Genomic DNA, 23,639 nt, shown 5'->3' on the forward strand with positions numbered 1-23,639 from the left:
TCCTTGATTTGTCGATGGATCAGGGGACGAACATAAGCCCGTCCCCCGCCGGACACAACCCTCAATAACCCAGCGACAACCCGGTATTGCGCCGTGGGTCGTTCGCCCCGTAGAAGCGGTTTTTGCCGACCGGCTTGCCACCCAGGGATGGCGCGCCGACCAGGATCGCCGCCAGGTGGTTGGCGTCCTGGGGACCGGCGAACTTGTGGCCCCAGCTTTCGAGGATTTTCACCGTGTCCGGGCTGGTGGTGAAGGCCTCCAGGTTGGTTTCCTCCGGCAGCCATTGCTGATGGAACCGTGGCGCATCCACCGCTTCCTGGATGTTCATGCCGTAGTCGATCACGTTGAGCATGGTCAGCAAGGTTGCGGTGATGATGCGGCTGCCACCCGGAGTACCGACCACCATCACCACTTTGCCGTCCTTGGTGACGATGGTCGGGCTCATGGACGACAGCGGCGCCTTGCCGGGGGCGATGGCATTGGCCTCGCCCTGCACCAGGCCGTACATGTTCGGCACGCCGATTTTCGAGGTGAAGTCGTCCATTTCATCGTTGAGGATGACCCCGGTCTTGCTCGCCATCACGCCGGCGCCGAACCAGTCGTTGAGGGTGTAGGTGACCGATACCGCGTTGCCCCATTTGTCGACGATGGAGTAATGCGTGGTGTTGTTGCCTTCATGGGGCGCCACGCCTGGCTTGAGCTCACTGGATACGGCGGCTTTTTGCGGATTGATCGCGTCGCGCAGCTTGGTCGCGTAGTTTTTATCCAGCAGGTGGGCAATCGGGTTCTTCACGAAATCCGGGTCGCCCAGGTAGCTGTTGCGGTCCACGTAGGCGTGGCGCATCGCCTCGATCTGATAATGCATGCCCTGGGCCGAGTGGTAGCCCAGATCCTTCATCGGATAGCCTTCGAGGATGTTCATGATCTCGCAGATCACCACGCCACCGGAGCTCGGAGGCGGTGCCGAGACCACGTGGTAGCCACGGTAGTCACACTCGATGGGCGCCAGTTCGCGGGTCTTGTATTTGTCGAGGTCAGCCTGGGTGATGATGCCCTTGTTGGCCTGGCTGGAGGTGACGATGGCATCGGCCACCCAACCTTTATAGAAACCGTCGGCGCCCTTCTCGGAGATTTCCCGAAGGGTCTTGCTCAGGTCCTTTTGCACCAGCTTCTGGCCGACCTGCATCGGCTCGCCGTTGCTGAGGAAGATCGAGCCGGAATCCTTGATGTCCTTCTTGAACACGTCGGTGGCGTAGTCCAGCAGATCGACATCACCCTGCTCCAGCACGAAACCGTCTTCGGCCAGCTTGATCGCCGGGGCAATGATTTCCTTGCGCGGCTTGGTGCCGTACTTGGACAGCGCCAGTTCCATGCCCGAAACAGTGCCGGGTACACCCACGGCCAGGTGGCCACGGGTACTCAGATCGGGAACGACGTTGCCCTCCTTGTCCAGGTACATGTTGGCGGTGGCGGCCAGCGGCGCTTTTTCGCGGAAGTCGAGGAAGGTCTTGCGCCCGTCCGCCAGTTGAATGGTCATGAAACCGCCGCCGCCGAGGTTGCCGGCCGCGGGATAGACCACCGCCAGCGCATAGCCGACCGCGACCGCCGCATCCACGGCGTTGCCGCCGTTCTTGAGCACATCCACGCCGACATGGCTGGCCAGGTGCTGGGCCGTCACCACCATGCCGTTTTCGCCCGTCGCCGGGGCCACGGAGGCGGCATGGGCAGTCAGACAGCTGAGCGCCAATGCGGTCGCAATCAGCGATTTGGCAAAAGGTTCGTACTTCATGAGTCGGTCTCTTCTTGTTATTGAACAGGGGAACGCATCAAAAGCAGTAGGCAAGTATGGTCGGGAATACGTATTGCGCCTCCCCGTCGAGACAGTATCCTTAACGCTTGTTCAGCAATTTCCCGCGAGCCATGGCATGACTTATACCTGCATCACCGTGGCATCCCCGGTCGGCCAGTTGAAGCTGGTGGCGAACGGTTCGCGACTGGCGGCCATCCTCTGGGAAAACGACAAACCCGGACGGGTGCGCCTCGGCCCGATGAGCGAGGCGCCGGACAATCCGATCCTGGTGCGCACGGCTGCGCAGTTGCGCGAATATTTTTCCGGCACCCGGGATCGTTTCGACCTGGAGCTGGATTTTGCCGGCACACCATTTCAGCAGAAGGTCTGGGCGGCGCTGCTGACCATCCCGTTCGGCGAGACCCGCAGCTACAGCCAGATCGCCGAGCAGATCGGCAACCCGGCGGCGGTCAGGGCGGTGGGCGCGGCGAACGGCAAGAATCCGATTTCGATCGTGGCGCCGTGTCACCGGGTGATCGGTATGTCAGGCCAGTTGACCGGGTTTGCCGGGGGGTTGGAGGCCAAGGAGCTGCTGCTCACACTGGAGGGTTGGCAAAGGCCCGGCACGGCACGCCTGCCAGGCTTTTGATGGTGTTCCAGCAGGGTTGCCCCTCAGGCAAGCTGCGCCTTGTACTCCTTCTCATATTGCCCGGCCAGCGTCTCTTTCTGCTTGTCGTCGAGCAGTTTGCCGGCCATCTGGAAGAACTTCTGCTCCTCTTCCTCGAGGTGGTGATGCACCTTTTCCGAGAGCTTCTTCGCGGTCGCCAGCCAGGCCGGGCTGGACATCTCGGTGCCGTCCAGTTCCTCCATCATTTCGTCCATTTCGTGATGTTCGGAGATGGCATGGCGGCTGAGGTCGACACCGTTGTCGAACTCCATCAGAGGGATGTAGAAGTGCCGCTCTTCGGCCGTTTCATGAGCCTGCAGCTCGGACTTGAGTTGCTTGTACGCCTCGACCCGCTCAGGCGTATCGCCGCTGGTATGGATCAGCGCCTTGGCGTAAGTCCGTTGGCGTTCATGGCTTTCGCGCAAGGCTTCAAAGATGTTCACAGGGCGTTGTCCTCATCAGCTGCGTTCCGGAGTGACGCGTCTTAAGCAATGACAGCCGCGCGTTGGCCACGGTTCAACTTTTCCGGGGATGGAACATTCGCTGCGACCGGGATAGGCTTCGGCTTCAATGCCATAGGGATATAGCCATGAACCTGCGTATCGAACTGACGCAAAACCCCACGGAAGAACAACGCCAGGCCATCCTCAGGCCATTGCGCGCGTACAACGGCTCGAAGGCCGAAGGTAACGTGCCCGAGCACGTCGCCTTGCTGGTGCGCGACGACAACGACGAGATCCTCGGCGGCCTGCATGGCCGGTTGTTTTACCAGTGGCTGTACATCGATTTGCTGGTGGTGCCGGAGCAGGCGCGGGGACAGGGGCTGGGTTCGAAGCTGATGCAGATGGCCGAGGACCTGGCGCGGGAACGGCGCTGCGTCGGGCTGTGGCTCGACACCTTTGAATTCCAGGCGCCGGAGTTCTACAAGAAGTGCGGGTACAGCGAGATCGGGCACATTGCCGACTATCCGCCGGGGCACAAGCACTTCTTTTTTCAGAAGCGCCTGAATTACTGACCAGCACACAAACCAATGTGGGAGCGAGCCTGCTCGCGAAAGCGGTATATCAGCCAACATTGATAGCGACTGACACTACGTCTTCGCGAGCAGGCTCGCTCCCACAGGGGTAATGCAACAAGCCCTCAGATCACAGGCAAGTCGCCAGCGCCGCCAGCCGGCGCTTGGCGACGAAATCATCCTGCTGTGCGTAGTAGCTCAACACCGTCCCCGAGGCATCGGTGGTCACGTCCACGAACGACTCTGCCGAACGGGTATAAACGGTGGTGCCGCCCTTCTCGCCCGGTTGCAGATAGGCCGCCGCATCGACGCCGAACACGGACTCGTCCTGCCAGGAAAACTGTATGCACTGGGCGACGTCTTTTGCCGGTTTTTCCGAGTTCAGGGTCTTGTACGGGGCCTTGGTGCGGGCATCGTTCATCGCCGAGCCCGCACATCCCGCCAGCACAGTCACGGCCAGCGCCACCATCAGAATTCGCATTGCATACACTCATCAGGAAAAAGCGGACTTTATCATCCCGGCAGCCGGTATCGTTCTGCTTTACTTCATTTATACCGCGACATGGCGCGACGATTCGCGCACCCTGTCGCGCCTATCGCACCGCATCGCACCCATGACTGGAAACCTGATGACACCCAACGCCGAGTTCTACAAACCGACCACCGAATACGCCGACAAGCTGATCAGCCAGATCGGCCAGACGCCGTCCTGGATCGCCAAGCGAATCGGTGTCACCGAAAAACGGATCAAGTACATCCTCGACGGCGAAAGAACCGTCAAAGGCGATACCACGCCGATCCAGATGACCTACACCGAACAGTTCGCCCTCGAATGCCTGGCGGCAGCGGCCAAGGCCAGCAAGCAGCAGAATTCGTAATCCCCAATCAAGGAGTGACCATGGCGGCAACCGACCAGCAGCATGAGCAGGCACTGAAGCGTTTTCTCGACGAACGCCCCGAGTTGCGCCACGACCTCGACAATCTCAACCCGTTGCTGGCCCAGGCCAAGGGAGAAACCCAGGCACAGTACCGTGACGAACGCTTGCATGAGGCCTTCGAAGCCGAAGCCGAGCGCCTCGGACTGTTCGCCTGGGAGCTCACTCTGCAACTGACGGCGGCCACGGCCGCAGACTACGAAGCCCAGCGCCTTGAAGTGCACCGGGAAGTGGCGGAAATGGCCGGCATGGACTGGCTGGAATATTGCGAGTTGTATGGGATAAAACCCTAAGCACATTCAGGGATACCATCACCGATGCTGCCCAACACCACCAGGACCCACGCCAGCCCCGGTCATCTGCACACGCAGAAATGGCGCGGACGCATTGGCCTGGGCCTGGTGGCCATGCTCTCGGTACTCGCCGGCATGACCGACGCCATCGGCTTCATGGCCAGCGGTGACTTCGTCTCGTTCATGAGCGGCAATACCACCCGGATGGCGGTCGCCATCAGCACTGGCGACCTTGGCTTGACCCTGCGCCTGGTGATCCTCGTCGCTACCTTCATCGTCGGCAACGCGCTGGGCATTATCGTCAGCCGCCTGGGTGGCCGTCGGGCCCTGCCCTTGTTGCTGTGCATCGCCGCCCTGCTGTGTGCCGCCGCGGCCTGGCCTTTTGACGCGCAGCTGCCAGCCCTGCTGGCGGCGATCATTGCAATGGGCATGCTCAACGCCGCGGTGGAACAAGTGAACGGCCTGCCGGTGGGCCTGACTTACGTCACCGGAGCCCTGTCGCGTTTCGGCCGCGGACTGGGCCGCTGGATGCTCGGCGAGCGCCGCAGCGGCTGGCGCGTGCAACTGATCCCCTGGACCGGCATGTTCGCCGGCGCGGTACTCGGTGCCGTGCTGGAACATCACCTGGGGCTCAAGGCATTGTTTGCCAGTGGCCTGCTGGCTGCCGCGCTCGGGGTGTTGTCGTTGAAGATCCCGCGGCGCTGGCAGCTGGGGTATATGCCGGGCTGAGACTTGCATCGCCTGTTCGGCCGCTATCGCTGGCAAGCCAGCTCCCACAGGTTTTGTGGTCATACCGCAATCGTTGGCATGGCATAGATCACTGTGGGAGCGGGCTTGCCCGCGATGAGGCCCGTCCAGACAACATCACTTTAGCCGCCCCGCCGATAAAGCTTTATCATGGCCGCAGTTTCGCTGATCGAGTCCGTCATGAAGTTCGCCATCGCCGTGTTTTCCGCCGCCCACGCGCCCTCCTCGCGCCGCGCCTTGCTGTTCGCCCAAGCGGCGCTGGCCGGCGGGCATGAGATTGTCCGGCTGTTTTTCTATCAGGACGGTGTCTACAACGCGTCCGCCAGCGTGGTCACGCCCCAGGATGAACTGGACTTGCCCAAACAATGGCGCACCTTTGTCAGCGACCATCGACTCGATGGCGTGGTGTGCATCGCCGCCGCCCTGCGTCGTGGCGTGTTGAACGAAGAAGAAGCCAGGCGCTATCAGCGTGAGGCCGTTGCCGTCGGCGCGCCGTGGGAATTGTCCGGACTCGGCCAGTTGCATGACGCCGCGCAGGATGCCGACCGCCTGATCTGTTTTGGAGGCGCATGACATGGCCAAATCCCTGTTGATCATCAGCCGCCAGTCGCCATGGTCCGGCCCGGGCGCGCGCGAAGCGCTGGACATCGTGCTGGCCGGCGGCGCCTTCGACCTGCCGATCGGCCTGTTGTTTCTCGACGACGGCGTGTTCCAGCTGGCCGCCAGCCAGAATGCCAAGGCCTTGCAGCAGAAAGACCTCAGCGCCAACCTGCAGGCCCTGCCGATGTTCGGTGTCGAGGAACTGTTCGCCTGCGCCGACAGCATCACCCAACGCGGCCTCGACCCAAGTGGCCTGTCGCTGCAGGAAGCCCAAGTGCTGGCCACCGACGAAATCACCGCCCTCATTGACCGTTACGACCAGGTGATCACCCTCTGATGTCGACTTTGCATGTGTTGTCTCATTCCCCGTTCGCCGACGAACGCCTGACCAGTTGCCTGCGCGTGATCGGCGCCAACGACGGCTTGCTGCTGTGCGGTGATGCGGCCTATGCGTTGCAGCCAGGCACCGCCCCCTTCACTGCGCTCAGCGCACGTGGCCTGAACCTGTTCGTCCTCGACGAAGATGCCCGGGCCCGGGCGCTGGCGGTTCCAGACTGGGCCCGCGCCATCGACTACCCGGCCTTCGTCGAACTGTCGATTCACTACGACAAGGTCAACAGCTGGCTATGAATGCATTGACGGTCGGCGCCCGCGCCATCGAGCTGGACAAGGACGGTTTCCTCGTCGAACTGAGCGACTGGTCGGCCGATGTGGCCAGTGCCCTGGCGGCGGCCGAAGACATCGAGTTGACGCCCGAACACTGGGAAGTCCTCGAACTGCTGCGCAGTTTCTACGCCGAATTCCAGCTGTCCCCGGCCACCCGCCCACTGATCAAATACACCGCATTGAAACTCGGCCCGGAAAAAGGCAACAGCCTGCACCTGAACCGACTGTTCAAAGGCACCCCCGCCAAACTCGCCGCGAAACTGGCGGGCCTGCCCAAACCGACGAATTGCCTATGACCGACTATCCAGCACTGACACTCGAAACGCCCGCCGAGCATCCGTTCGCCCAGTTCGTGCGGATCCTTGGCAAAGGCAAACGCGGCGCCCGCGACCTGACTCGGGTCGAGGCCCGCGAAGCCATGGGCATGGTGCTCGACGAAAAGGTCGAGGAAACCCAGCTCGGCGCGTTCCTGATGCTGTTGCGGCACAAGGAAGAAAGCGCCGAGGAAATGGCCGGCTTCACCGAGGCCTTGCGCGAACGCCTGAATCCTCCGGCAATGGCGGTAGATCTGGATTGGCCGACCTATGCCGGCAAGAAGCGTCATCTGCCGTGGTATCTGTTGGCGGCCAAGTGCCTGGCGCAGAACGGCGTGCGGATCTTCATGCACGGCGGCGGCGCCCACACGGCGGGTCGACTGTACAGCGAGCAATTGCTGGGCGAATTGAACATCCCGCTGTGCCGCAACTGGCAGCAAGTCGGCGCGGCACTGGACAACGGCGGCCTGGCGTTCATGCCGCTGGTGGACTGGGCGCCACAGCTGCAACGGATGATCGACCTGCGCAACACCCTGGGGCTGCGCTCGCCGATCCATTCGCTGACGCGGATTCTCAACCCGCTGGGTGCGCGTTGCGGCCTGCAGAGCATTTTCCACCCTGGCTATCAGGCCGTGCATCGCGATGCCAGCGGACTGCTGGGTGATACCGCCATCGTGATCAAGGGCGATGGCGGCGAAATCGAGATCAACCCGGACGCCGACAGTCACCTGTACGGCACCACGGGTGGCGTCAGCTGGGATGAGGAATGGCCGCAACTGTCGAGCCAGCGCCACGTCAAACCGGCATCCCTCGAGCCAGAACACCTGAAAGCCGTATGGCGTGGCGAAGTGGTCGACAGCTACCCGCAAATGGCCTTGATCTCCACCATGGCGCTGGCCTTGCGTGGCCTCGGCCAGACCCGCGAGCAGGCGTTCGAAACCGCTGAAAAATACTGGGCTGCGCGGGATAAATCGATTTAACCGATCATTCACGCCCGATCTTTGCGCTTTTTGTTCGAACTCATCGGAATAGACTCGACTCCAACGATTATTGCCTTCTGGAGTCTTGAACATGGGTTTGTTAGTGGATGGCCGCTGGCAGGACAAGTGGTACGAAAGCAGCAAGGACGGCGCGTTCCAGCGTGAACAGGCGCAACGTCGCAACTGGGTTACGGCTGACGGCCAACCCGGCCCGAGCGGTGTCGGCGGTTTTGCAGCCGAGCCTGGTCGCTATCACCTGTACGTGTCCCTGGCTTGTCCGTGGGCCCATCGCACGCTGATCCTGCGCAAACTCAAAGGTCTGGAAAGCCTGATCGATGTGTCGGTGGTCAGTTGGCTGATGCTGGAAAACGGCTGGACCTTCGACAAAACCCTCGGCTCTACCGGCGACAAGCTCGACGGCTTCGCATTCATGCACCAGCGCTACACCGCCGACACCGCCGACTACACCGGCCGCGTCACCGTGCCGGTGCTCTGGGACAAACAGCAGAAGCGCATCGTCAACAACGAATCGGCGGAAATCATCCGCATGTTCAACAGCGCCTTCGATGATTTGACCGGCAATGACCTGGACTTCTACCCGGCCCCGCTGCGCAGTGAGATCGATGCGCTGAACGAGCGGATCTATCCGGCGGTGAACAACGGCGTATACCGCGCCGGTTTTGCCACCTCGCAACAAGCTTATGAAGAAGCTTTCGATGATGTGTTTGCAGAGCTGGACCGACTGGAGCAGGTGCTGGACGCCAACCGTTACCTGACCGGCGAATACCTGACCGAAGCGGACATCCGCCTGTTCACCACGCTGATTCGCTTCGATGCGGTGTACTTCGGGCACTTCAAGTGCAACCTGCGGCGCATTGCCGATTATCCGAACCTGTCGAACTGGCTGCGGGAGATTTATCAGTGGCCGGGGATTGCCGAGACGGTGGATTTCACCCACATCAAGCATCACTACTACGCCAGCCACAAGACCATCAATCCAACCGGGATTGTGCCAAAAGGTCCAGAGCAGGATTTCACCGCGCCCCATGATCGGGAGCGGTTGAGCGGGAAAGGGGTTTGGCGCAGGGCCTGAGATTTGCGTAGGTTTTGAAGGCCCCATCGCTGGCAAGCCAGCTCCCACAGTGATCCATGTGATGTTGAAGACTGCAGCTTCAACACAAAATCTGTGGGAGCTGGCTTGCCAGCGATGGGGACACCCGGGTTTCAGAGTTGCCCCTGAGCCCCTTCGAACCACGCCAGTTTTTCGCGCAGTTGCACCACTTCACCGACGATCACCAATGTCGGCGCATGCACTTCATGCTCCGCCACCAATCGTGGCAAATCGGCCAGGGTGCCGGTAAACACTCGCTGGTTGACCGTAGTGCCCTGCTGGATCAAGGCCGCCGGGGTATCTGCACCGCGACCGTGCTTGATCAACTGTTCGCAGATGATCGGCAAGCCCACCAGCCCCATGTAGAACACCAGGGTCTGCGCGGGGGCCACCAGATCGGCCCATGGCAAATCGCTGGAGCCGTCCTTGAGGTGGCCGGTGATGAAACGCACCGACTGCGCGTAATCGCGATGGGTCAGCGGAATCCCGGCATAGGCTGCACAACCACTGGCTGCCGTGATCCCCGGCACGACCTGGAACGGGATGCCATTGGCCGCCAGTTCCTCGATCTCTTCACCGCCACGACCGAAGATGAACGGATCGCCGCCCTTCAATCGCACCACGCGCTTGCCTTGCTTGGCCAGGTTCACCAATTGCTGGTTGATCTGCTCCTGCGGCACCGCGTGATCGGCCCGGCGCTTGCCGACATAAACCCGCTCGGCGTCGCGGCGGCACAGTTCGAGGATCGCCGGTGCGACCAAGCGGTCGTACAGCACCACGTCGGCTTGCTGCATCAGACGCAATGCCTTGAACGTCAGCAGATCGGGATCACCCGGCCCTGCACCCACCAGATAGACCTCACCGGTCGCGACCGGCGCCTCGCCGTCGATTTTCGCCTGCAGCAGACGCTCGGCTTCAGCGCCCTGCCCGGCCATTTGCCGATCGGCAACCGGGCCCTGGAAAACATCCTCCCAGAACGCCCGACGCTGCTGCACATCCGGAAACAGGCCTTTGACCTGATGACGGAAGCGCGCAGCCAGTCCGGCCAGTTGACCATAGGTGGAAGGAATCCAGGTTTCGATCTTGGCCCGGATCAAGCGCGCCAGCACTGGCGCATCGCCGCCGCTGGACACGGCAATGATCAAGGGCGAACGATCGACGATCGCCGGGAAGATCACGCTGCACAGGGCCGGCGCGTCCACCACGTTGACCGGCACGCAACGCCGATGGGCATCGGCGGAGACTTGCGCGTTCAGCGCTTCATCGTCGGTGGCGGCGATGACCAGCCCGCAACCGTCCAGGTCCGTTTCGGCGTAGCCACGCAACAGGCACTCGCCACCGCTGCCGGCAACCAGTTCGCGCAGTTGCGCTTCGATTTCGGGTGCAACCACCCGCAGCAGCGCACCGGCATCGGCCAGCAGGCGGGATTTGCGCAAGGCGATCTCCCCCCCACCGACGACCAACACACGACTGCCGCGAAGGTTGTGGAACAGCGGCAGATATTTCATTTAGCCGATGACCTCGAGGCCACCCATGTACGGCTTCAGCACGTCCGGCACGCGAATCGAACCGTCGGCCTGCTGATAGTTCTCGAGCACCGCCACCAGGGTACGGCCGACTGCAAGACCGGAACCGTTCAGGGTGTGCACCAGTTCCGGCTTGCCGGTTTCCGGGTTGCGGAAGCGCGCTTGCATCCGACGGGCCTGGAAGTCGCCGCAGTTGGAGCACGACGAGATCTCGCGGTACTTGTCCTGGCTCGGGATCCACACTTCCAGGTCGTAGGTCTTGACCGCGCTGAAGCCCATGTCGCCGGTGCACAGCGCCAGGGTGCGGTAAGGCAGCTCCAGCAGTTGCAGGACTTTCTCGGCGTTGGCGGTCAGGCCTTCCAGCGCTTCCATCGACTGCGACGGCTCGACGATCTGCACCATCTCGACCTTGTCGAACTGGTGCTGGCGGATCATCCCGCGGGTGTCACGACCCGACGCACCGGCTTCGCTGCGGAAGCACGGCGTGTGGGCGACGAACTTGATCGGCAGCAGTTTCGAATCGACGATTTCACCGGCGACGATGTTGGTCAGCGACACTTCGGCGGTCGGAATCAGGTACAGGTCGGCCTCGCCTTCGCGCGCGATCTTGAACAGGTCTTCTTCGAACTTCGGCAGCTGGCCGGTGCCTTGCAGCGCCGGAGCCTGGACCAGATAAGGCGTGTAGGCCTCTTCATAGCCGTGCTCGGTGACGTGCAGGTTGATCATGAACTGCGCCAGGGCGCGATGCAGACGGGCGATCGGGCCGCGCAGCAGAGCGAAACGGGCGCCGGACAGCTTGGCGGCGGTTTCGAAGTCCAGCCAGCCGAACTTCTCGCCCAGGGCCACGTGGTCCTGAACCGGGAAATCGAAGGCAGTCGGGGTGCCCCAACGGCGCACTTCGACGTTGCCGTCTTCGTCTTCGCCGACCGGTACCGATTCGTGCGGCAGGTTGGGGATGCCCAGCAGGATCGAATCCAGATCGGTCTGGATCGCGTCCAGTTCGACTTTACCGGCGCTCAATTCGCCCGCCATGCGCTCGACGTCCGCCATCAGCGGCGCGATGTCTTCGCCGCGCTGCTTGGCCTGACCGATGGATTTGGAACGCGCATTACGTTCAGCCTGCAGTGCTTCGGTGCGGGTCTGGACGGTCTTGCGCTGTTCTTCCAGCGCTTCGATGCGCGCAACATCCAGGGTATAGCCACGGGATGCCAGGCGGTCCGCTACGTCCTGAAGGTTGCTACGTAACAGTTTGGAATCGAGCATGTCGGTTTCTCGTTTATCAAAGTTTGGTCAAGGACAGGCCGGCCCAGGTGGCAAGCAGCCCGCCGAATACGCTGAGCGCCGCATAGCCCAGGGCCAGCAGCACTTGCCCGCTTTCCAGCAGGCGCACCGTATCCAGTGAAAAGGATGAAAAAGTCGTCAGCCCCCCGAGGAAGCCGACGATCAACCCGGCACGCACCTCGATGGGCACCTCCGGGCGTATCAAAAACAGACCGTATAGAACGCCGATCAGCAAACAGCCCACGATATTAACGGCCAGCGTCGCGGTATAGAAGTGCCGCGGCCAATTCGCGTTGATCCAGTTGCCCGTGGCGAAGCGCAACAGCGTGCCGGCCATCCCGCCGACGGAAACCGCAACGATCAGTGGAAGCACTATTTTCTCCGCTGCCGGGGGCTTAAACGGTCGAGTTTTGCCAGGTGATTGAGCTTCTCGCCGATTTTCAACTCCAGGCCACGGGGCACCGGTTGATAGAACGGGATCGGGTCGAGTTCTTCCGGGAAATAGTCTTCGCCGGCGGCATAGGCGTCCGGCTCATCGTGGGCATAACGGTATTCATCGCCGTAGCCCAGCTGCTTCATCAGCTTGGTCGGCGCATTGCGCAGGTGCAGCGGCACTTCCAGCGAGCCGTGTTCGGCGGCGGCGCGCAATGCGGTCTTGAAGCCCATGTACACCGCGTTGCTTTTTGGTGCGCAGGCCAGATAGGTGATGGCCTGGGCCACCGCCAATTCGCCTTCGGGGCTGCCCAGGCGCTCCTGCACTTCCCACGCAGCCAGGCACAGGCTCAGGGCGCGCGGGTCGGCGTTGCCGATGTCTTCGCTGGCCATGCGCACTACGCGGCGTGCCAGGTACAGCGGGTCGCAACCGCCGTCGATCATGCGCGCGAACCAGTACAACGCGCCGTCGGGGTTGGAGCCGCGCACGGATTTATGCAGCGCGGAAATCTGGTCGTAGAAGGCTTCACCGCCCTTGTCGAAGCGTCGGCGCGTATCACCGAGCAGGCTTTGCAGGAGCTCGGTACCGATTTCGCTGTTGTCTTCCGCCAGGTCCGAGGCGTTTTCCAGCAGATTGAGCAGGCGTCGGCCATCACCGTCGGCGGCCGACAGCAGCATCTGGAAGCCTTCGTCGCTGAGGCTCAGGTTGCGCTTGCCCAGGCCCCGTTCTTCGCTCAGCGCGCGCTGCACCAGTTTGCGCAGCGCCGTTTCGTCGAGGCTTTTCAGCACATAGACGCGCGCACGGGAGAGCAAGGCGTTGTTGAGTTCGAAGGAAGGATTTTCCGTGGTCGCGCCGATGAAAATCAGCGTGCCGTCTTCGACATACGGCAGGAACGCATCCTGCTGGGATTTGTTGAACCGATGCACTTCATCGACGAACAGGATGGTGCGGCGACCGTACTGCGCGGCCTGCTGCTTGGCGATTTCCACCGACTGGCGGATCTCCTTGACCCCGGCCAGCACCGCCGAGACCGTTTCGAAGTGCGCGTCCGAGACTTCGGCGAGCAATCGCGCCAGGGTCGTCTTGCCCACGCCAGGCGGCCCCCAGAAAATCATCGAATGCAGGGCACCCTGCTCCAGCGCTTCGCGCAAGGGCTTGCCGCGAGCGAGCACGTGTTCCTGACCGACGTACTCGTCCAGATTGGCCGCGCGTAAACGGGCGGCCAGGGGCTGGGCGATGGGGGTGCTGCGAAACAGGTCCATCACGTACTTTTAAAACCTCGCTATGAACACCGCATCCCCCTGTAGGAGCCGGCTTGCTGGCGATGGTGGGTCAGTCGACATTAATGTTGAATGACAAACCGCCATCGCCAGCAAGCCGGCTCCTACAAGGGTTGTGCGTGTTACTCCTGGATCACGTCCGCACCCTTGGGGATGTCGAACTTGAACTTGGACGCCGGGATCGGCTCGTTGGCCTTCACCCCGGTGAACAGGATATTAGTGCGCTGGCCGACGCTGTCGATCAGTTGCATGTCATTGACCAGACCATTGCGGAACGACAGGCGCAGGCTGTCGAACAAGGTGTCCTTGGTTTTCGGCTTCAAGGTGAAGTCGATCACGCCACCGGCTTCCTTGGCGCTGATGTCGAAGCTCTGGCTGATCTTGGACACGTCACCGGACAGCAGCAAGGCCGGCGTCTGGGTCAGGCGCTGGTCGAGGTTCTTGATGGTGGCCTGTTCCAGGTCCGGGTCCCACAGGGTGACCTTCTTGCCGTCGGAAATCATGGTCTGTTCGGCCGGTGCATCGGTGTGCCAGTAGAACAGGCCCGGGCGCTGCAGGGACATCTCGCCAGCGGTTTCCTGCAACTGGGTGCCGGTGCCATCCAGGGTCAGTTGCGAGAAACGCGCGGTCAGGGTCTGGGATTTTTCCAGCAATTGGGTCAGGCGCGCCACGTCCTTGTCATCGGCGTGAGCCTGGAGCGTGGTCAAGGCCAGTACCGGCAGCAACAGCATGCGGATCAGACGCATGGGAGTCCTCATAACATTCGTGGGAGTGCGGGCGGCGCCAATGGCACCGCCCCTTTCATACTCGGTCAGTCGCGCACCGGGCCCGGAGCCAGGACTTCACGCGAACCGTTGGTGTTCATGGACGTCACGACCCCGGCCATTTCCATGGCTTCGATCATGCGCGCGGCGCGGTTGTAGCCGATCTTCAGCTTGCGCTGAACCGCGGAAATGGAGGCGCGACGGCTTTCCAGCACGAACTGCACCGCTTCGTCGTACAGTGCATCGGCCTCGGGATCGTCACCGTCGCCGCCACCGCTGCTACCTTCAAAGCCGCTACCGGCCTCTTCGACGCCATTGAGGATGTCGTCGTTGTATTCCGGCGCGCCACGCAACTTCCAGGCTTCCACCACGCGGTGAACCTCGTCGTCGGACACGAAAGCCCCGTGAACTCGAATCGGCAGGCTGGTGCCCGGCGGCATGTAGAGCATGTCACCGTGGCCCAGCAGTTGCTCGGCGCCGCCCTGGTCGATGATGGTCCGCGAGTCGATCTTGCTCGATACCTGGAACGCCATGCGGGTCGGGATGTTGGCCTTGATCAGACCGGTGATCACATCCACCGACGGACGCTGGGTCGCGAGGATCAAGTGAATACCGGCCGCACGCGCCTTCTGGGCGATACGGGCGATCAGTTCTTCAACCTTCTTGCCGACGATCATCATCATGTCGGCGAATTCGTCCACGACCACGACGATGGTCGGCAGCTTTTGCAGCAGTGGCGCTTCGTCGTGGATGCTTTCGCGCTTGTACAGCGGATCGCTCAACGGCGTGCCGGCGTCCTGGGCTTCCTTGACCTTGGCGTTGAAGCCCGACAGGTTTCGCACGCCCATCTTGGCCATCAGCTTGTAGCGTCGCTCCATCTCGGCAACGCTCCAGCGCAGGGCGTTGGCGGCGTCCTTCATGTCGGTGACCACCGGGCACAGCAGGTGCGGAATGCCTTCGTAGATCGACAATTCCAGCATCTTCGGGTCGATCATGATCAGCTTGGCGTCTTCCGGGCCGGACTTGAACAGGATCGACAGGATCATCGCGTTCACGCCCACCGACTTACCGGAACCGGTAGTACCGGCCACCAGCAAGTGCGGCATCTTCGCCAGGTCGGTGATGACCGGCTTGCCGCCGATGTCGTGGCCCAGGGCCAGGGTGACCGGCGACTTGAAGTTGTCGTACTCGGGGGTCGACAACACCTCGGAGAAACGCACGATCTGCCGGTCTTCGTTGGGAATCTCGATACCGACCGTGGTCTTGCCCGGAATCACTTCCACCACGCGCACGCTGGTCACGGCCAGGGAGCGCGCAAGGTCCTTGGCCAGGTTGGCGATACGGCTGACCTTGACGCCAGCGGCGGGCTGGATTTCGTAACGGGTAATCACCGGACCCGGATGGATCGAATCCACGGTGACTTCGACGCCAAATTCCTTGAGCTTGATTTCCAGCAGGTGGCCGACCGCAGCCAGGGATTCAGGCGAATAATTGAGCTGTTTCTTTTCCGCCGGGTCGAGAATCGAGATCGGCGGCAAGGTGCCTTCCACGGCGCTGTCGACGAACAGCGGCGCCTGCTTCTCTTTTTCGACGCGTTTGCTCGGTGCGGCGGGTTTTGGCGGTGCAGGCGCAATCACCGGCGGCACCTGCTTCTCGCGCTCTGACATGTGCTTGCTCAGCGCCTGTTCACGCTCGATCAGGCGCTCCTTGACCTTGGCCTGCTCGCGCTTGTCGGTGACGCTCGGCGCGACCACTTCATCCATACGGTCGTCGACTGCACGCAACTGGGCAACCAGCTGTTTTCGCTCGGTACGGGCCGCCCACCAGCGATTGGCCGCGCCCTGGAACAGTTCGAACAGGTCGAGGGTGATCTTGCCGGTGATGTCCATCACCTTGAACCACGACAGGTCGGTAAACACGGTCAGGCCGAACAGGAACAACGCGATGAACAACAGCGTGCTGCCCTGGATGTTCAGGGCGTTCCTCGCCAGTTCGCCGAGGCTTTCCCCCAGCGCACCGCCCGCCCCGGCCGGCAGGCCGGTCGCGGCATGGAAATGGATGTGGGCCAGGGCGGCGCCGGACAACACCAGGAACACCAGGCCGATCAGGCGCCAGGAGAACAGCCAACCGCTCCACTGCCAGGGTTCGTGACGCTGGCGGAAGATCTGGTACGCCTTGATCGCCAGCAGCAACGGGAAGATGTAGGCGAAGTAACCCAGCACCATGAACAGGATATCGGCGCTGTAGGAGCCCGCTGGCCCGCCGAAGTTCTGCACGTCGTCGATCTTGCTGTTATGGCTCCAGCCCGGATCATCCTTGCCATAGGTCAACAAGGCCATCATCAGGAACAGGCACAGGGCACCGATGGCGATCAGCGCACCTTCCTTGAGTCGGTAGTGCAAGTGCTGGCGCCAGAGCGGAACGACGGCTGGTTTAGGTGCTGCGGTGGATTTCTTCAAAACGCTTCTTTTCCTGCGCCATGGGCGCGTCCATCTGGTGAATGTCTATAAAAACTGCGAAAAAACCGCCCAATCCAGGCAGGTAAAAAAGTTAACACGTGTAACCGGGACTACTTTTAACACTGCGCCCCGGTTTTTATAAACACGGTGCGCACTGAATATATGTAACACGCAGGGCATTGTACGGGTTTGTGCGCACGACGCCATGCCTGAGACCCTTGGGTGTAGCATAGTCAACAGCACATGACATGCTGTTCAATTTGAGCACGCATTCTCTTTTGTGACAAAGGCTTATGAGGTGTTTTTATGAGCGAAGCGAAGCATTCCCGCCTGATCATCCTGGGCTCCGGCCCTGCCGGTTACAGCGCAGCCGTTTATGCCGCCCGCGCCAACCTCAAGCCCGTTGTCATCACCGGCATACAGGCAGGTGGCCAGCTCACCACCACGGTCGAAGTGGATAACTGGCCAGGCGACGTCGAAGGCCTGACTGGACCTGTGCTGATGGATCGCATGCAAAAACACGCCGAACGCTTTGCCACCGAGATCGTTTACGACCACATCCATACCGCCAAGTTGCAACAACGGCCGTTCGAACTGATCGGCGATGGCGGCACCTACACCTGCGACGCACTGATCATTGCCACCGGCGCTTCTGCGCAATACCTGGGCCTGCCCTCGGAAGAAGCGTTTGCCGGCAAAGGGGTTTCGGCCTGTGCGACCTGTGACGGATTTTTCTATCGTAATCAGGTGGTTGCAGTGGTCGGCGGCGGCAATACGGCGGTCGAGGAAGCCTTGTACCTGTCGAATATTGCCAAGGAAGTGCACCTGGTGCATCGTCGCGACAAGTTGCGTTCGGAGAAGATCCTCCAGGACAAACTCTTCGAAAAAGCCGCCAACGGCAATATCCGCCTGCACTGGAACCAGAACCTGGACGAAGTGCTTGGCGATGCCAGCGGCGTGACCGGCGCCCGTCTGCGCGACAGCCAAACCGGTGAAACCCGGGAGCTGCCGCTGGCCGGGGTGTTTATCGCCATCGGCCATAAACCCAACACCGACCTGTTCACGGGCCAGCTGGAAATGCGCGACGGCTATCTGCTGGTCAGGGGCGGTAGCGAAGGCGATGCCACCGCCACGGCGATTGCCGGTGTGTTTGCCGCCGGCGACGTGGCCGACCACGTTTATCGCCAGGCCGTTACGTCTGCCGGGGCCGGCTGCATGGCGGCACTGGACGCGGAAAAATACCTCGACGACATTCCCACCGTTTGAAGGCAAACTTATGGCGGGCCCACACCCGCCACTGCCCTCCCCTTCTGCAAGCCCGGATGCCATGCTGACTTGGTTACAACGTAATACCATGCTTTTCCCACCGCTGGAAAAGGCCATGCGCGACCCCAACGGGCTTCTGGCTGCCGGCGGTGATCTGTCCGCCGATCGGCTGATCTCGGCTTATCGCCACGGCTGCTTTCCATGGTTTTCCGAAGGCCAGCCAATTCTGTGGTGGTCTCCGGACCCGCGCACGGTCTTGTTTCCCGACGAATTGCACATCTCGCGCAGCCTGAACAAACTGCTGCGCCAGCAACGCTATCAAGTGACCTTCGACCAGGACTTCGCCGCCGTCATCCGCGCCTGCGCCGCACCCCGGGATTACGCCGACGGCACCTGGATCACCGAGGCAATGCAGGATGCCTACATCGAACTGCACCGACGTGGTCACGCGCACTCGGTGGAAGTGTGGGACGGCGACGAACTGGTCGGCGGGCTGTATGGCCTGGCGATGGGCCAGTTGTTTTTCGGCGAGTCCATGTTCAGCCGCGCCGACAACGCCTCGAAATTCGGCTTTGCCACATTGGTCCGGAATCTGAAAGACTCGGGTTTTGTGCTGATCGATTGCCAGATGCCCACCGATCACCTGCACAGCCTGGGTGCCCGGGCCATCCCCCGCCGCGAGTTTGCCAACTATTTGGCCAGGCACCTGGACCAACCCAACACCGCCACCTGGGTTTGCTGAGCGACATTTGCGCGCGTGGCTTACACTTAGGGGGCGTTCTCAGTTGATTTCACCGCCGCGCCGGGTCTGCTGTTGTGCAGGGCAAGGCGCGAGAAGCGTGGTTTGGTCATTCCAAATAAGCTTCGAGCAACGCAGCCCTGCACAACAGCAGGCCCGGCCCTTCGGGTTGTGCCTTAAAGCGAGCCAGGCTGCGTTGCACGCCTTGGAAAGGGAACACCATTCCCAGCGGCCTGCGCCTTGCCTGGCTCGCTTTAAGGCGACAACGCGGCGGTGAAATCAACTGAGAACGCCCCCAATCAAAAGCATTATCCCGAGGGTTGATCATGACCGAGTTGGCGCGTTTGAAGTTCTATGCCACTCAGCCGCACTCTTGCAGTTATCTGCCGGAGGAACAGGCCACAACCCTGTTCCTCGACCCTAGCCAGCCCATGGATGTGCATGTCTATGCAGACCTGTCGGAGATGGGTTTTCGTCGCAGCGGCGATCATCTCTACCGGCCGCATTGCCAGAATTGCAATGCGTGCGTTCCGGCGCGCATCCCCGTGGGACAGTTCACGCCCAACCGGCAACAGAAACGCATCTTCAAGCGCAACGCGGATTTGCAGGTGCGCCCGGCCAAGCCCTGTTTCAACGAAGAGTATTTCGATCTTTACCAGCGCTATATCGAACAACGGCATGCCGACGGCGATATGTACCCGCCCAGTCGCGACCAGTTTTCGACTTTCCTGGTGCGGGACCTGCCGTTTTCACGGTTCTATGAGTTCCGCCTGAACGGCCGACTGCTGGCCGTCGCCGTCACCGACTTGCTGCCGAACGGTCTTTCGGCGGTCTACACCTTCTATGAACCCTGCGAAGAGCGTCGCAGCCTCGGGCGCTACGCAATCCTCTGGCAGATCGGCGAGGCCCGACGGCTGGGGCTGGAGGCGGTCTACCTCGGCTACTGGATCAAAAACTGCAAAAAGATGAGCTACAAGACTCAATATCGCCCCATTGAGTTGCTGATTAATCAGCGCTGGGTGGTTCTAAACTAGAGCCGGCCCTAAACCCCTTGGCTTAAACCCCACTTTTCGGGCACAATGCACGCCGCTTTTGCCTGGCGCAGTTGCACCGGGCCATTCATTGGACACCGAGGGCTTTACTGCATGTCGAAAGAAGACAGCTTCGAAATGGAAGGCACTGTCGTCGACACCCTGCCCAACACCATGTTTCGTGTGGAGTTGGAAAATGGGCACGTCGTAACCGCGCACATCTCCGGCAAGATGCGCAAGAACTACATCCGTATTCTTACCGGCGACAAAGTGCGCGTAGAGCTGACTCCCTATGACTTGAGCAAAGGGCGCATTACTTACCGCGCCCGCTAATCAGGTCAATACAAGACGCCCGGCTTATGCCGGGCGTTTTTGTTTGCTTGCGATTTGGCGACCACCCCCTCCTGTGGGAGCTGGCTTGCCAGCGATAGCGGACTGTCAGCCAATAAAGATGCTGACTGGGACGACCTCATCGCGGGCAAGCCCGCTCCCACAGGGATTTGGTGTGTTTTGGCAGATAGCAAAAAGGCGCCTCTCGGCGCCTTTTTGTTTTGCCTCTGAACGTCAGGCCATTTCGGCCGTGGTTTCGAACTCGAAGGTCAGTTCGCCGTCCTTGATGTCGATGTGTACCACACCGCCATGTTCGGCCAGTTCGCCAAAGAGAATCTCCTCCGCCAGCGGACGCTTGATCTTGTCCTGGATCAGGCGAGCCATTGGGCGAGCACCCATCGCCGCGTCGTAGCCACCTTCGGCCAGCCAGCTGCGGGCCGCATCGGTGACTTCCAGCAACACACGCTTGTCTTCCAGCTGCGCCTGGAGTTCGGTAAGGAACTTGTCCACCACGCTCTTGATGACCTCATGGCTGAGGCGACCAAACTGGATGATGGTGTCCAGACGGTTGCGGAATTCCGGCGTGAAGCTCTTCTTGATCACTTCCATCGCATCGGACGAGTGGTCCTGATAAGTGAAACCGATCGAAGCGCGGGCTGCGGTCTCGGCACCGGCGTTGGTCGTCATGATGACGATCACGTTACGGAAATCCGCCTTGCGCCCGTTGTTATCGGTCAACGTACCGTGGTCCATCACCTGCAGGAGCAGGTTGAAGACTTCCGGATGCGCCTTCTCGATCTCATCGAGCAACAGCACGCAGTGTGGCTGCTTGGTGATGGCTTCGGTCAGCAGACCGCCCTGATCGAACCCGACATAACCCGGAGGCGCACCGATCAGACGCGATACGGTGTGGCGCTCCATGTACTCGGACATGTCGAAGCGAATCAGCTCGACACCCAGCGCCTTGGCCAACTGACGCGCCGCTTCGGTTTTACCGACACCGGTAGGCCCTGCGAACAGGAACGAACCGACAGGCTTGTCAGGCGACTTGAGGCCGGCACGGGACAGCTTGATCGCGGTGGCCAGCGAGTCGATCGCCGCATCCTGACCAAACACGGTCAGCTTCAAGTCACGCTCGAGGTTACGCAGCAGTTCCTTGTCGGAGCTGGTGACGTGTTTTGGCGGAATCCGCGCGATTTTCGCGACGATGTCCTCGACTTGCGGCACTTCGATGCGCTTCACACGCTTCTCGACCGGTTGCAGGCGCTGGTAGGCACCCGCTTCGTCGATGACGTCGATCGCCTTGTCCGGCATGTGACGGTCATTGATGTAGCGCGAAGCCAGTTCGGCAGCCGCGCGCAGGGCTTCATCACTGTATTCGATATTGTGATGGCTTTCGAAACGCCCCTTCAGGCCGCGCAGAATGCCGATGGTGTCTTCCACCGAAGGCTCCGACACATCGACCTTCTGGAAGCGCCGGGCCAAGGCTCGGTCCTTCTCGAAGATGCCGCGGAATTCCTGGAAGGTGGTCGAACCGATGCAACGGATATCACCGGACGACAGCAGTGGCTTGAGCAGGTTCGAGGCATCCATGACACCACCGGACGCGGCACCCGCACCGATGATGGTGTGGATCTCGTCGATGAACAGGATCGCCTGCGGACGTTTTTTCAGCTCATTGAGCAACGCCTTGAAGCGCTTCTCGAAATCGCCACGGTACTTGGTACCGGCCAGCAAGGCACCCAGGTCAAGGGAGTAAACCACGCTGTTGGCCAGCAGGTCCGGCACCTGGTTGTCGACAATGCGCTTGGCCAGGCCTTCGGCAATCGCGGTTTTACCCACGCCCGCCTCGCCCACCAGCAGAGGATTGTTTTTGCGGCGACGCGCCAGGATCTGCGCGACGCGCTCGACTTCCAGCTCACGACCTACCAACGGATCGATACGACCCTGGCGCGCGAGTTCATTGAGGTTGCTGGCATACGCATCCAGGGGATTGCCCGAGGAAGAAGACTCACCGCCCTCGTCGTCCTGCATATCTTGCTCACCTTCAGAGTGATCGCCATGCCCCGGCACCTTGGAAATGCCATGGGCGATGTAGTTGACGACATCTATACGGGCAACGCTCTGCTGCTTCAGCAGGAACACCGCCTGACTCTCTTGCTCACTGAAGATCGCGACCAGCACGTTGGCGCCAGTCACTTCGCGTTTGCCCGAGCTCTGTACGTGAAACACAGCACGTTGCAGGACACGCTGGAAGCCCAGGGTTGGCTGGGTTTCACGATCCTCGTCATGAACGGGAATCAATGGCGTGGTGGAGTCGATGAACTCCTGCAGGTCATGCTTGAGTTTGTCGAGGTTTGCGCCGCACGCACGCAGAACGGTGGCGGCAGCCTCATTGTCCAATAGGGCCAGCAAGAGGTGTTCGACGGTCATGAACTCATGACGCTTCGAACGGGCTTCCTTGAAGGCAAGATTGAGGGTGACTTCGAGCTCGCGGTTTAACATAGCTTCACCTCATACCCAAGTGGTCGGCGATTAACCGTCCTTCTCGATTTCACAGAGTAGCGGATGCTGGCTTTCCCTGGCGTACTGGTTGACCTGCATAGCCTTGGTCTCAGCGATGTCGCGGGTAAACACTCCACATACTGCCCGCCCTTCTGTATGGACGGCCAGCATGACCTTGGTCGCCAGCTCGCGATTCAGGTTAAAAAACACCTCGAGCACTTCGACGACGAAATCCATCGGTGTGTAGTCATCATTGAACAAAACCACCTTGTACATCGGCGGCGCCTGAAGTGCAGGCTTTGCTTCCTGAACAGCAATGCCTGCGGAATCGTCGTCGTGTGAATCAGGATGATCCTGATTGAATGTTAGTCGAATCTGGCTGATTGCATGCATGGAAAGAAAGGTTCGTCAGTTGTGCAAATACAGTGGTGGGGGCGGCTATCAGCGATTTCAACTCCGAGTGCCGGGTCAGCTTGACTATCGGCAAAAGGGTGTTACAACCAATAGAGCCCACAGTGGGTAAAAAAGGTCCGCGGAGTCAATCTTATTTTCAGATTCGACTGCGGATGTACTGGATGATACTCCAGTGATGGAGTCTGTTGCAGAGGGAGTTGGGTATGGCTGTCGGCAAGGTAAAGTGGTTCAACAATGCCAAGGGTTACGGTTTCATCATCGAGGACGGCAAGACAGAAGATCTGTTTGCCCACTACTCGGCCATTAAAATGGATGGTTATAAAACCCTGAAAGCCGGGCAAGCCGTCGTATTCGAGATTATCCAGGGCCCCAAGGGTCTGCACGCGGTCAACATCACCAATCCGGTGGACACCACGGCAACCACGTCACCCGTTGCTGAACAGACAGTTTCGGCTTAACACCACAGCGTTTTCCAGTCATTAAAAAAACCGCCT

27 protein-coding genes are annotated in these 23,639 nt (G+C 60.8%); 16 read left to right on the forward strand and 11 right to left on the reverse strand.

From position 1 onward, the window contains the following. Nucleotides 1-61: 61 nt before the first annotated feature. On the reverse strand, nucleotides 62-1,789 hold the full coding sequence (ggt, locus tag AB4O16_RS06070) for a gamma-glutamyltransferase (RefSeq protein WP_460157303.1): 1,728 nt from the start codon (nucleotides 1,787-1,789) through the stop codon (nucleotides 62-64). 136 nt (nucleotides 1,790-1,925) lie between these two features. Here ggt and AB4O16_RS06075 point away from each other — a divergent pair, with 136 nt between their 5' ends. After that, nucleotides 1,926-2,438, forward strand: a complete 513-nt coding sequence (locus AB4O16_RS06075) for a methylated-DNA--[protein]-cysteine S-methyltransferase (RefSeq protein ID WP_160390041.1) — start codon at nucleotides 1,926-1,928, stop codon at nucleotides 2,436-2,438. Between the two features lie 23 nt (nucleotides 2,439-2,461). Here the strand turns inward: AB4O16_RS06075 and AB4O16_RS06080 are convergent, their stop codons facing one another. Then, a complete protein-coding gene (locus AB4O16_RS06080; protein WP_460157304.1) occupies nucleotides 2,462-2,899 on the reverse strand; it encodes a hemerythrin domain-containing protein in 438 nt (145 codons plus the stop codon). Between the two features lie 146 nt (nucleotides 2,900-3,045). Here AB4O16_RS06080 and AB4O16_RS06085 point away from each other — a divergent pair, with 146 nt between their 5' ends. Then, a complete protein-coding gene (locus AB4O16_RS06085; protein WP_460157305.1) occupies nucleotides 3,046-3,471 on the forward strand; it encodes a GNAT family N-acetyltransferase in 426 nt (141 codons plus the stop codon). A 130-nt stretch (nucleotides 3,472-3,601) separates the two neighbouring features. On the opposite strand, the gene AB4O16_RS06090 is transcribed toward AB4O16_RS06085, so the two are convergent. After that, a complete protein-coding gene (locus tag AB4O16_RS06090; RefSeq protein ID WP_460157306.1) occupies nucleotides 3,602-3,952 on the reverse strand; it encodes a hypothetical protein in 351 nt (116 codons plus the stop codon). Between the two features lie 148 nt (nucleotides 3,953-4,100). On the opposite strand from AB4O16_RS06090, the gene AB4O16_RS06095 reads away from it, so the two are divergent. The 9 genes from AB4O16_RS06095 to AB4O16_RS06135 all read left to right on the forward strand — a co-directional run bounded on the left by AB4O16_RS06095 (nucleotide 4,101) and on the right by AB4O16_RS06135 (nucleotide 9,099). Further along, entirely contained in the window at nucleotides 4,101-4,349 is a 249-nt protein-coding gene (locus tag AB4O16_RS06095; protein ID WP_160390037.1) for a hypothetical protein, read from the forward strand. A gap of 20 nt (nucleotides 4,350-4,369) precedes the next feature. Then, complete coding sequence (locus AB4O16_RS06100; RefSeq protein ID WP_160390036.1) at nucleotides 4,370-4,699, forward strand: DUF6388 family protein; 330 nt, start codon at nucleotides 4,370-4,372, stop codon at nucleotides 4,697-4,699. A 24-nt stretch (nucleotides 4,700-4,723) separates the two neighbouring features. After that, a complete protein-coding gene (locus AB4O16_RS06105; protein ID WP_460157307.1) occupies nucleotides 4,724-5,428 on the forward strand; it encodes a YoaK family protein in 705 nt (234 codons plus the stop codon). A 198-nt stretch (nucleotides 5,429-5,626) separates the two neighbouring features. Further along, nucleotides 5,627-6,019 (forward strand): sulfurtransferase complex subunit TusD, encoded by a 393-nt coding sequence (gene tusD / locus AB4O16_RS06110; RefSeq protein ID WP_160390097.1) that lies wholly within the window; start codon nucleotides 5,627-5,629, stop codon nucleotides 6,017-6,019. A gap of 1 nt (nucleotide 6,020) precedes the next feature. Next, nucleotides 6,021-6,383 (forward strand): sulfurtransferase complex subunit TusC, encoded by a 363-nt coding sequence (gene tusC, locus AB4O16_RS06115; RefSeq protein WP_460157308.1) that lies wholly within the window; start codon nucleotides 6,021-6,023, stop codon nucleotides 6,381-6,383. Then, nucleotides 6,383-6,676, forward strand: coding sequence for a sulfurtransferase complex subunit TusB (gene tusB / locus AB4O16_RS06120; protein WP_160390033.1), 294 nt, complete (start codon nucleotides 6,383-6,385; stop codon nucleotides 6,674-6,676). Before tusC ends, tusB begins: the two co-directional genes overlap by 1 nt. Next, nucleotides 6,673-7,008: a TusE/DsrC/DsvC family sulfur relay protein gene (locus AB4O16_RS06125; RefSeq protein ID WP_046037873.1), complete on the forward strand. Its 336-nt coding sequence runs from the start codon at nucleotides 6,673-6,675 to the stop codon at nucleotides 7,006-7,008. Before tusB ends, AB4O16_RS06125 begins: the two co-directional genes overlap by 4 nt. Next, on the forward strand, nucleotides 7,005-8,006 hold the full coding sequence (locus tag AB4O16_RS06130; RefSeq protein WP_460157309.1) for a glycosyl transferase family protein: 1,002 nt from the start codon (nucleotides 7,005-7,007) through the stop codon (nucleotides 8,004-8,006). The genes AB4O16_RS06125 and AB4O16_RS06130 overlap by 4 nt, the downstream gene beginning before the upstream one ends. Before the next feature lie 91 nt (nucleotides 8,007-8,097). Further along, complete coding sequence (locus AB4O16_RS06135) at nucleotides 8,098-9,099, forward strand: glutathione S-transferase family protein (RefSeq protein WP_160390030.1); 1,002 nt, start codon at nucleotides 8,098-8,100, stop codon at nucleotides 9,097-9,099. Nucleotides 9,100-9,230: 131 nt separating this feature from the next. Here the strand turns inward: AB4O16_RS06135 and cysG are convergent, their stop codons facing one another. The 6 genes from cysG to AB4O16_RS06165 all read right to left on the reverse strand — a co-directional run bounded on the left by cysG (nucleotide 9,231) and on the right by AB4O16_RS06165 (nucleotide 16,860). Beyond that, nucleotides 9,231-10,625, reverse strand: coding sequence for a siroheme synthase CysG (gene cysG / locus AB4O16_RS06140; RefSeq protein WP_460157310.1), 1,395 nt, complete (start codon nucleotides 10,623-10,625; stop codon nucleotides 9,231-9,233). Continuing rightward, entirely contained in the window at nucleotides 10,626-11,906 is a 1,281-nt protein-coding gene (gene serS / locus AB4O16_RS06145; RefSeq protein ID WP_160390028.1) for a serine--tRNA ligase, read from the reverse strand. A gap of 16 nt (nucleotides 11,907-11,922) precedes the next feature. Beyond that, nucleotides 11,923-12,297, reverse strand: coding sequence for a fluoride efflux transporter CrcB (crcB, locus tag AB4O16_RS06150; RefSeq protein WP_460157311.1), 375 nt, complete (start codon nucleotides 12,295-12,297; stop codon nucleotides 11,923-11,925). Next, the gene (locus AB4O16_RS06155) at nucleotides 12,297-13,619 is read right to left on the reverse strand and encodes a replication-associated recombination protein A (RefSeq protein ID WP_460157312.1); all 1,323 of its coding nucleotides are present in this window, start codon (nucleotides 13,617-13,619) and stop codon (nucleotides 12,297-12,299) included. The genes crcB and AB4O16_RS06155 overlap by 1 nt, the downstream gene beginning before the upstream one ends. A gap of 140 nt (nucleotides 13,620-13,759) precedes the next feature. Beyond that, complete coding sequence (gene lolA, locus AB4O16_RS06160) at nucleotides 13,760-14,383, reverse strand: outer membrane lipoprotein chaperone LolA (RefSeq protein ID WP_160390025.1); 624 nt, start codon at nucleotides 14,381-14,383, stop codon at nucleotides 13,760-13,762. A gap of 65 nt (nucleotides 14,384-14,448) precedes the next feature. Then, a complete protein-coding gene (locus AB4O16_RS06165; RefSeq protein ID WP_160390024.1) occupies nucleotides 14,449-16,860 on the reverse strand; it encodes a DNA translocase FtsK in 2,412 nt (803 codons plus the stop codon). A gap of 306 nt (nucleotides 16,861-17,166) precedes the next feature. Here AB4O16_RS06165 and trxB point away from each other — a divergent pair, with 306 nt between their 5' ends. The 4 genes from trxB to infA all read left to right on the forward strand — a co-directional run bounded on the left by trxB (nucleotide 17,167) and on the right by infA (nucleotide 20,229). Beyond that, nucleotides 17,167-18,126 carry a thioredoxin-disulfide reductase gene (gene trxB, locus AB4O16_RS06170; protein ID WP_160390023.1) on the forward strand — a complete coding sequence of 320 codons (960 nt, stop codon included), beginning with the start codon at nucleotides 17,167-17,169 and terminating at the stop codon, nucleotides 18,124-18,126. A 61-nt stretch (nucleotides 18,127-18,187) separates the two neighbouring features. Then, nucleotides 18,188-18,868 (forward strand): leucyl/phenylalanyl-tRNA--protein transferase, encoded by a 681-nt coding sequence (aat, locus tag AB4O16_RS06175; protein WP_460157313.1) that lies wholly within the window; start codon nucleotides 18,188-18,190, stop codon nucleotides 18,866-18,868. Between the two features lie 323 nt (nucleotides 18,869-19,191). After that, nucleotides 19,192-19,899, forward strand: coding sequence for an arginyltransferase (locus AB4O16_RS06180; protein ID WP_160390021.1), 708 nt, complete (start codon nucleotides 19,192-19,194; stop codon nucleotides 19,897-19,899). Between the two features lie 111 nt (nucleotides 19,900-20,010). Beyond that, nucleotides 20,011-20,229, forward strand: coding sequence for a translation initiation factor IF-1 (gene infA / locus AB4O16_RS06185; RefSeq protein ID WP_002553999.1), 219 nt, complete (start codon nucleotides 20,011-20,013; stop codon nucleotides 20,227-20,229). Nucleotides 20,230-20,460: 231 nt separating this feature from the next. Here the strand turns inward: infA and clpA are convergent, their stop codons facing one another. Further along, nucleotides 20,461-22,731 (reverse strand): ATP-dependent Clp protease ATP-binding subunit ClpA, encoded by a 2,271-nt coding sequence (gene clpA, locus AB4O16_RS06190; protein ID WP_110660637.1) that lies wholly within the window; start codon nucleotides 22,729-22,731, stop codon nucleotides 20,461-20,463. A gap of 30 nt (nucleotides 22,732-22,761) precedes the next feature. After that, nucleotides 22,762-23,124, reverse strand: a complete 363-nt coding sequence (gene clpS, locus AB4O16_RS06195) for an ATP-dependent Clp protease adapter ClpS (protein WP_027925124.1) — start codon at nucleotides 23,122-23,124, stop codon at nucleotides 22,762-22,764. A 224-nt stretch (nucleotides 23,125-23,348) separates the two neighbouring features. On the opposite strand from clpS, the gene cspD reads away from it, so the two are divergent. Continuing rightward, nucleotides 23,349-23,603 (forward strand): cold shock domain-containing protein CspD, encoded by a 255-nt coding sequence (cspD, locus tag AB4O16_RS06200; protein WP_160390020.1) that lies wholly within the window; start codon nucleotides 23,349-23,351, stop codon nucleotides 23,601-23,603. Nucleotides 23,604-23,639 lie beyond the last annotated feature (36 nt).

Source organism: Pseudomonas sp. S2_H10 (genome assembly GCF_054668285.1).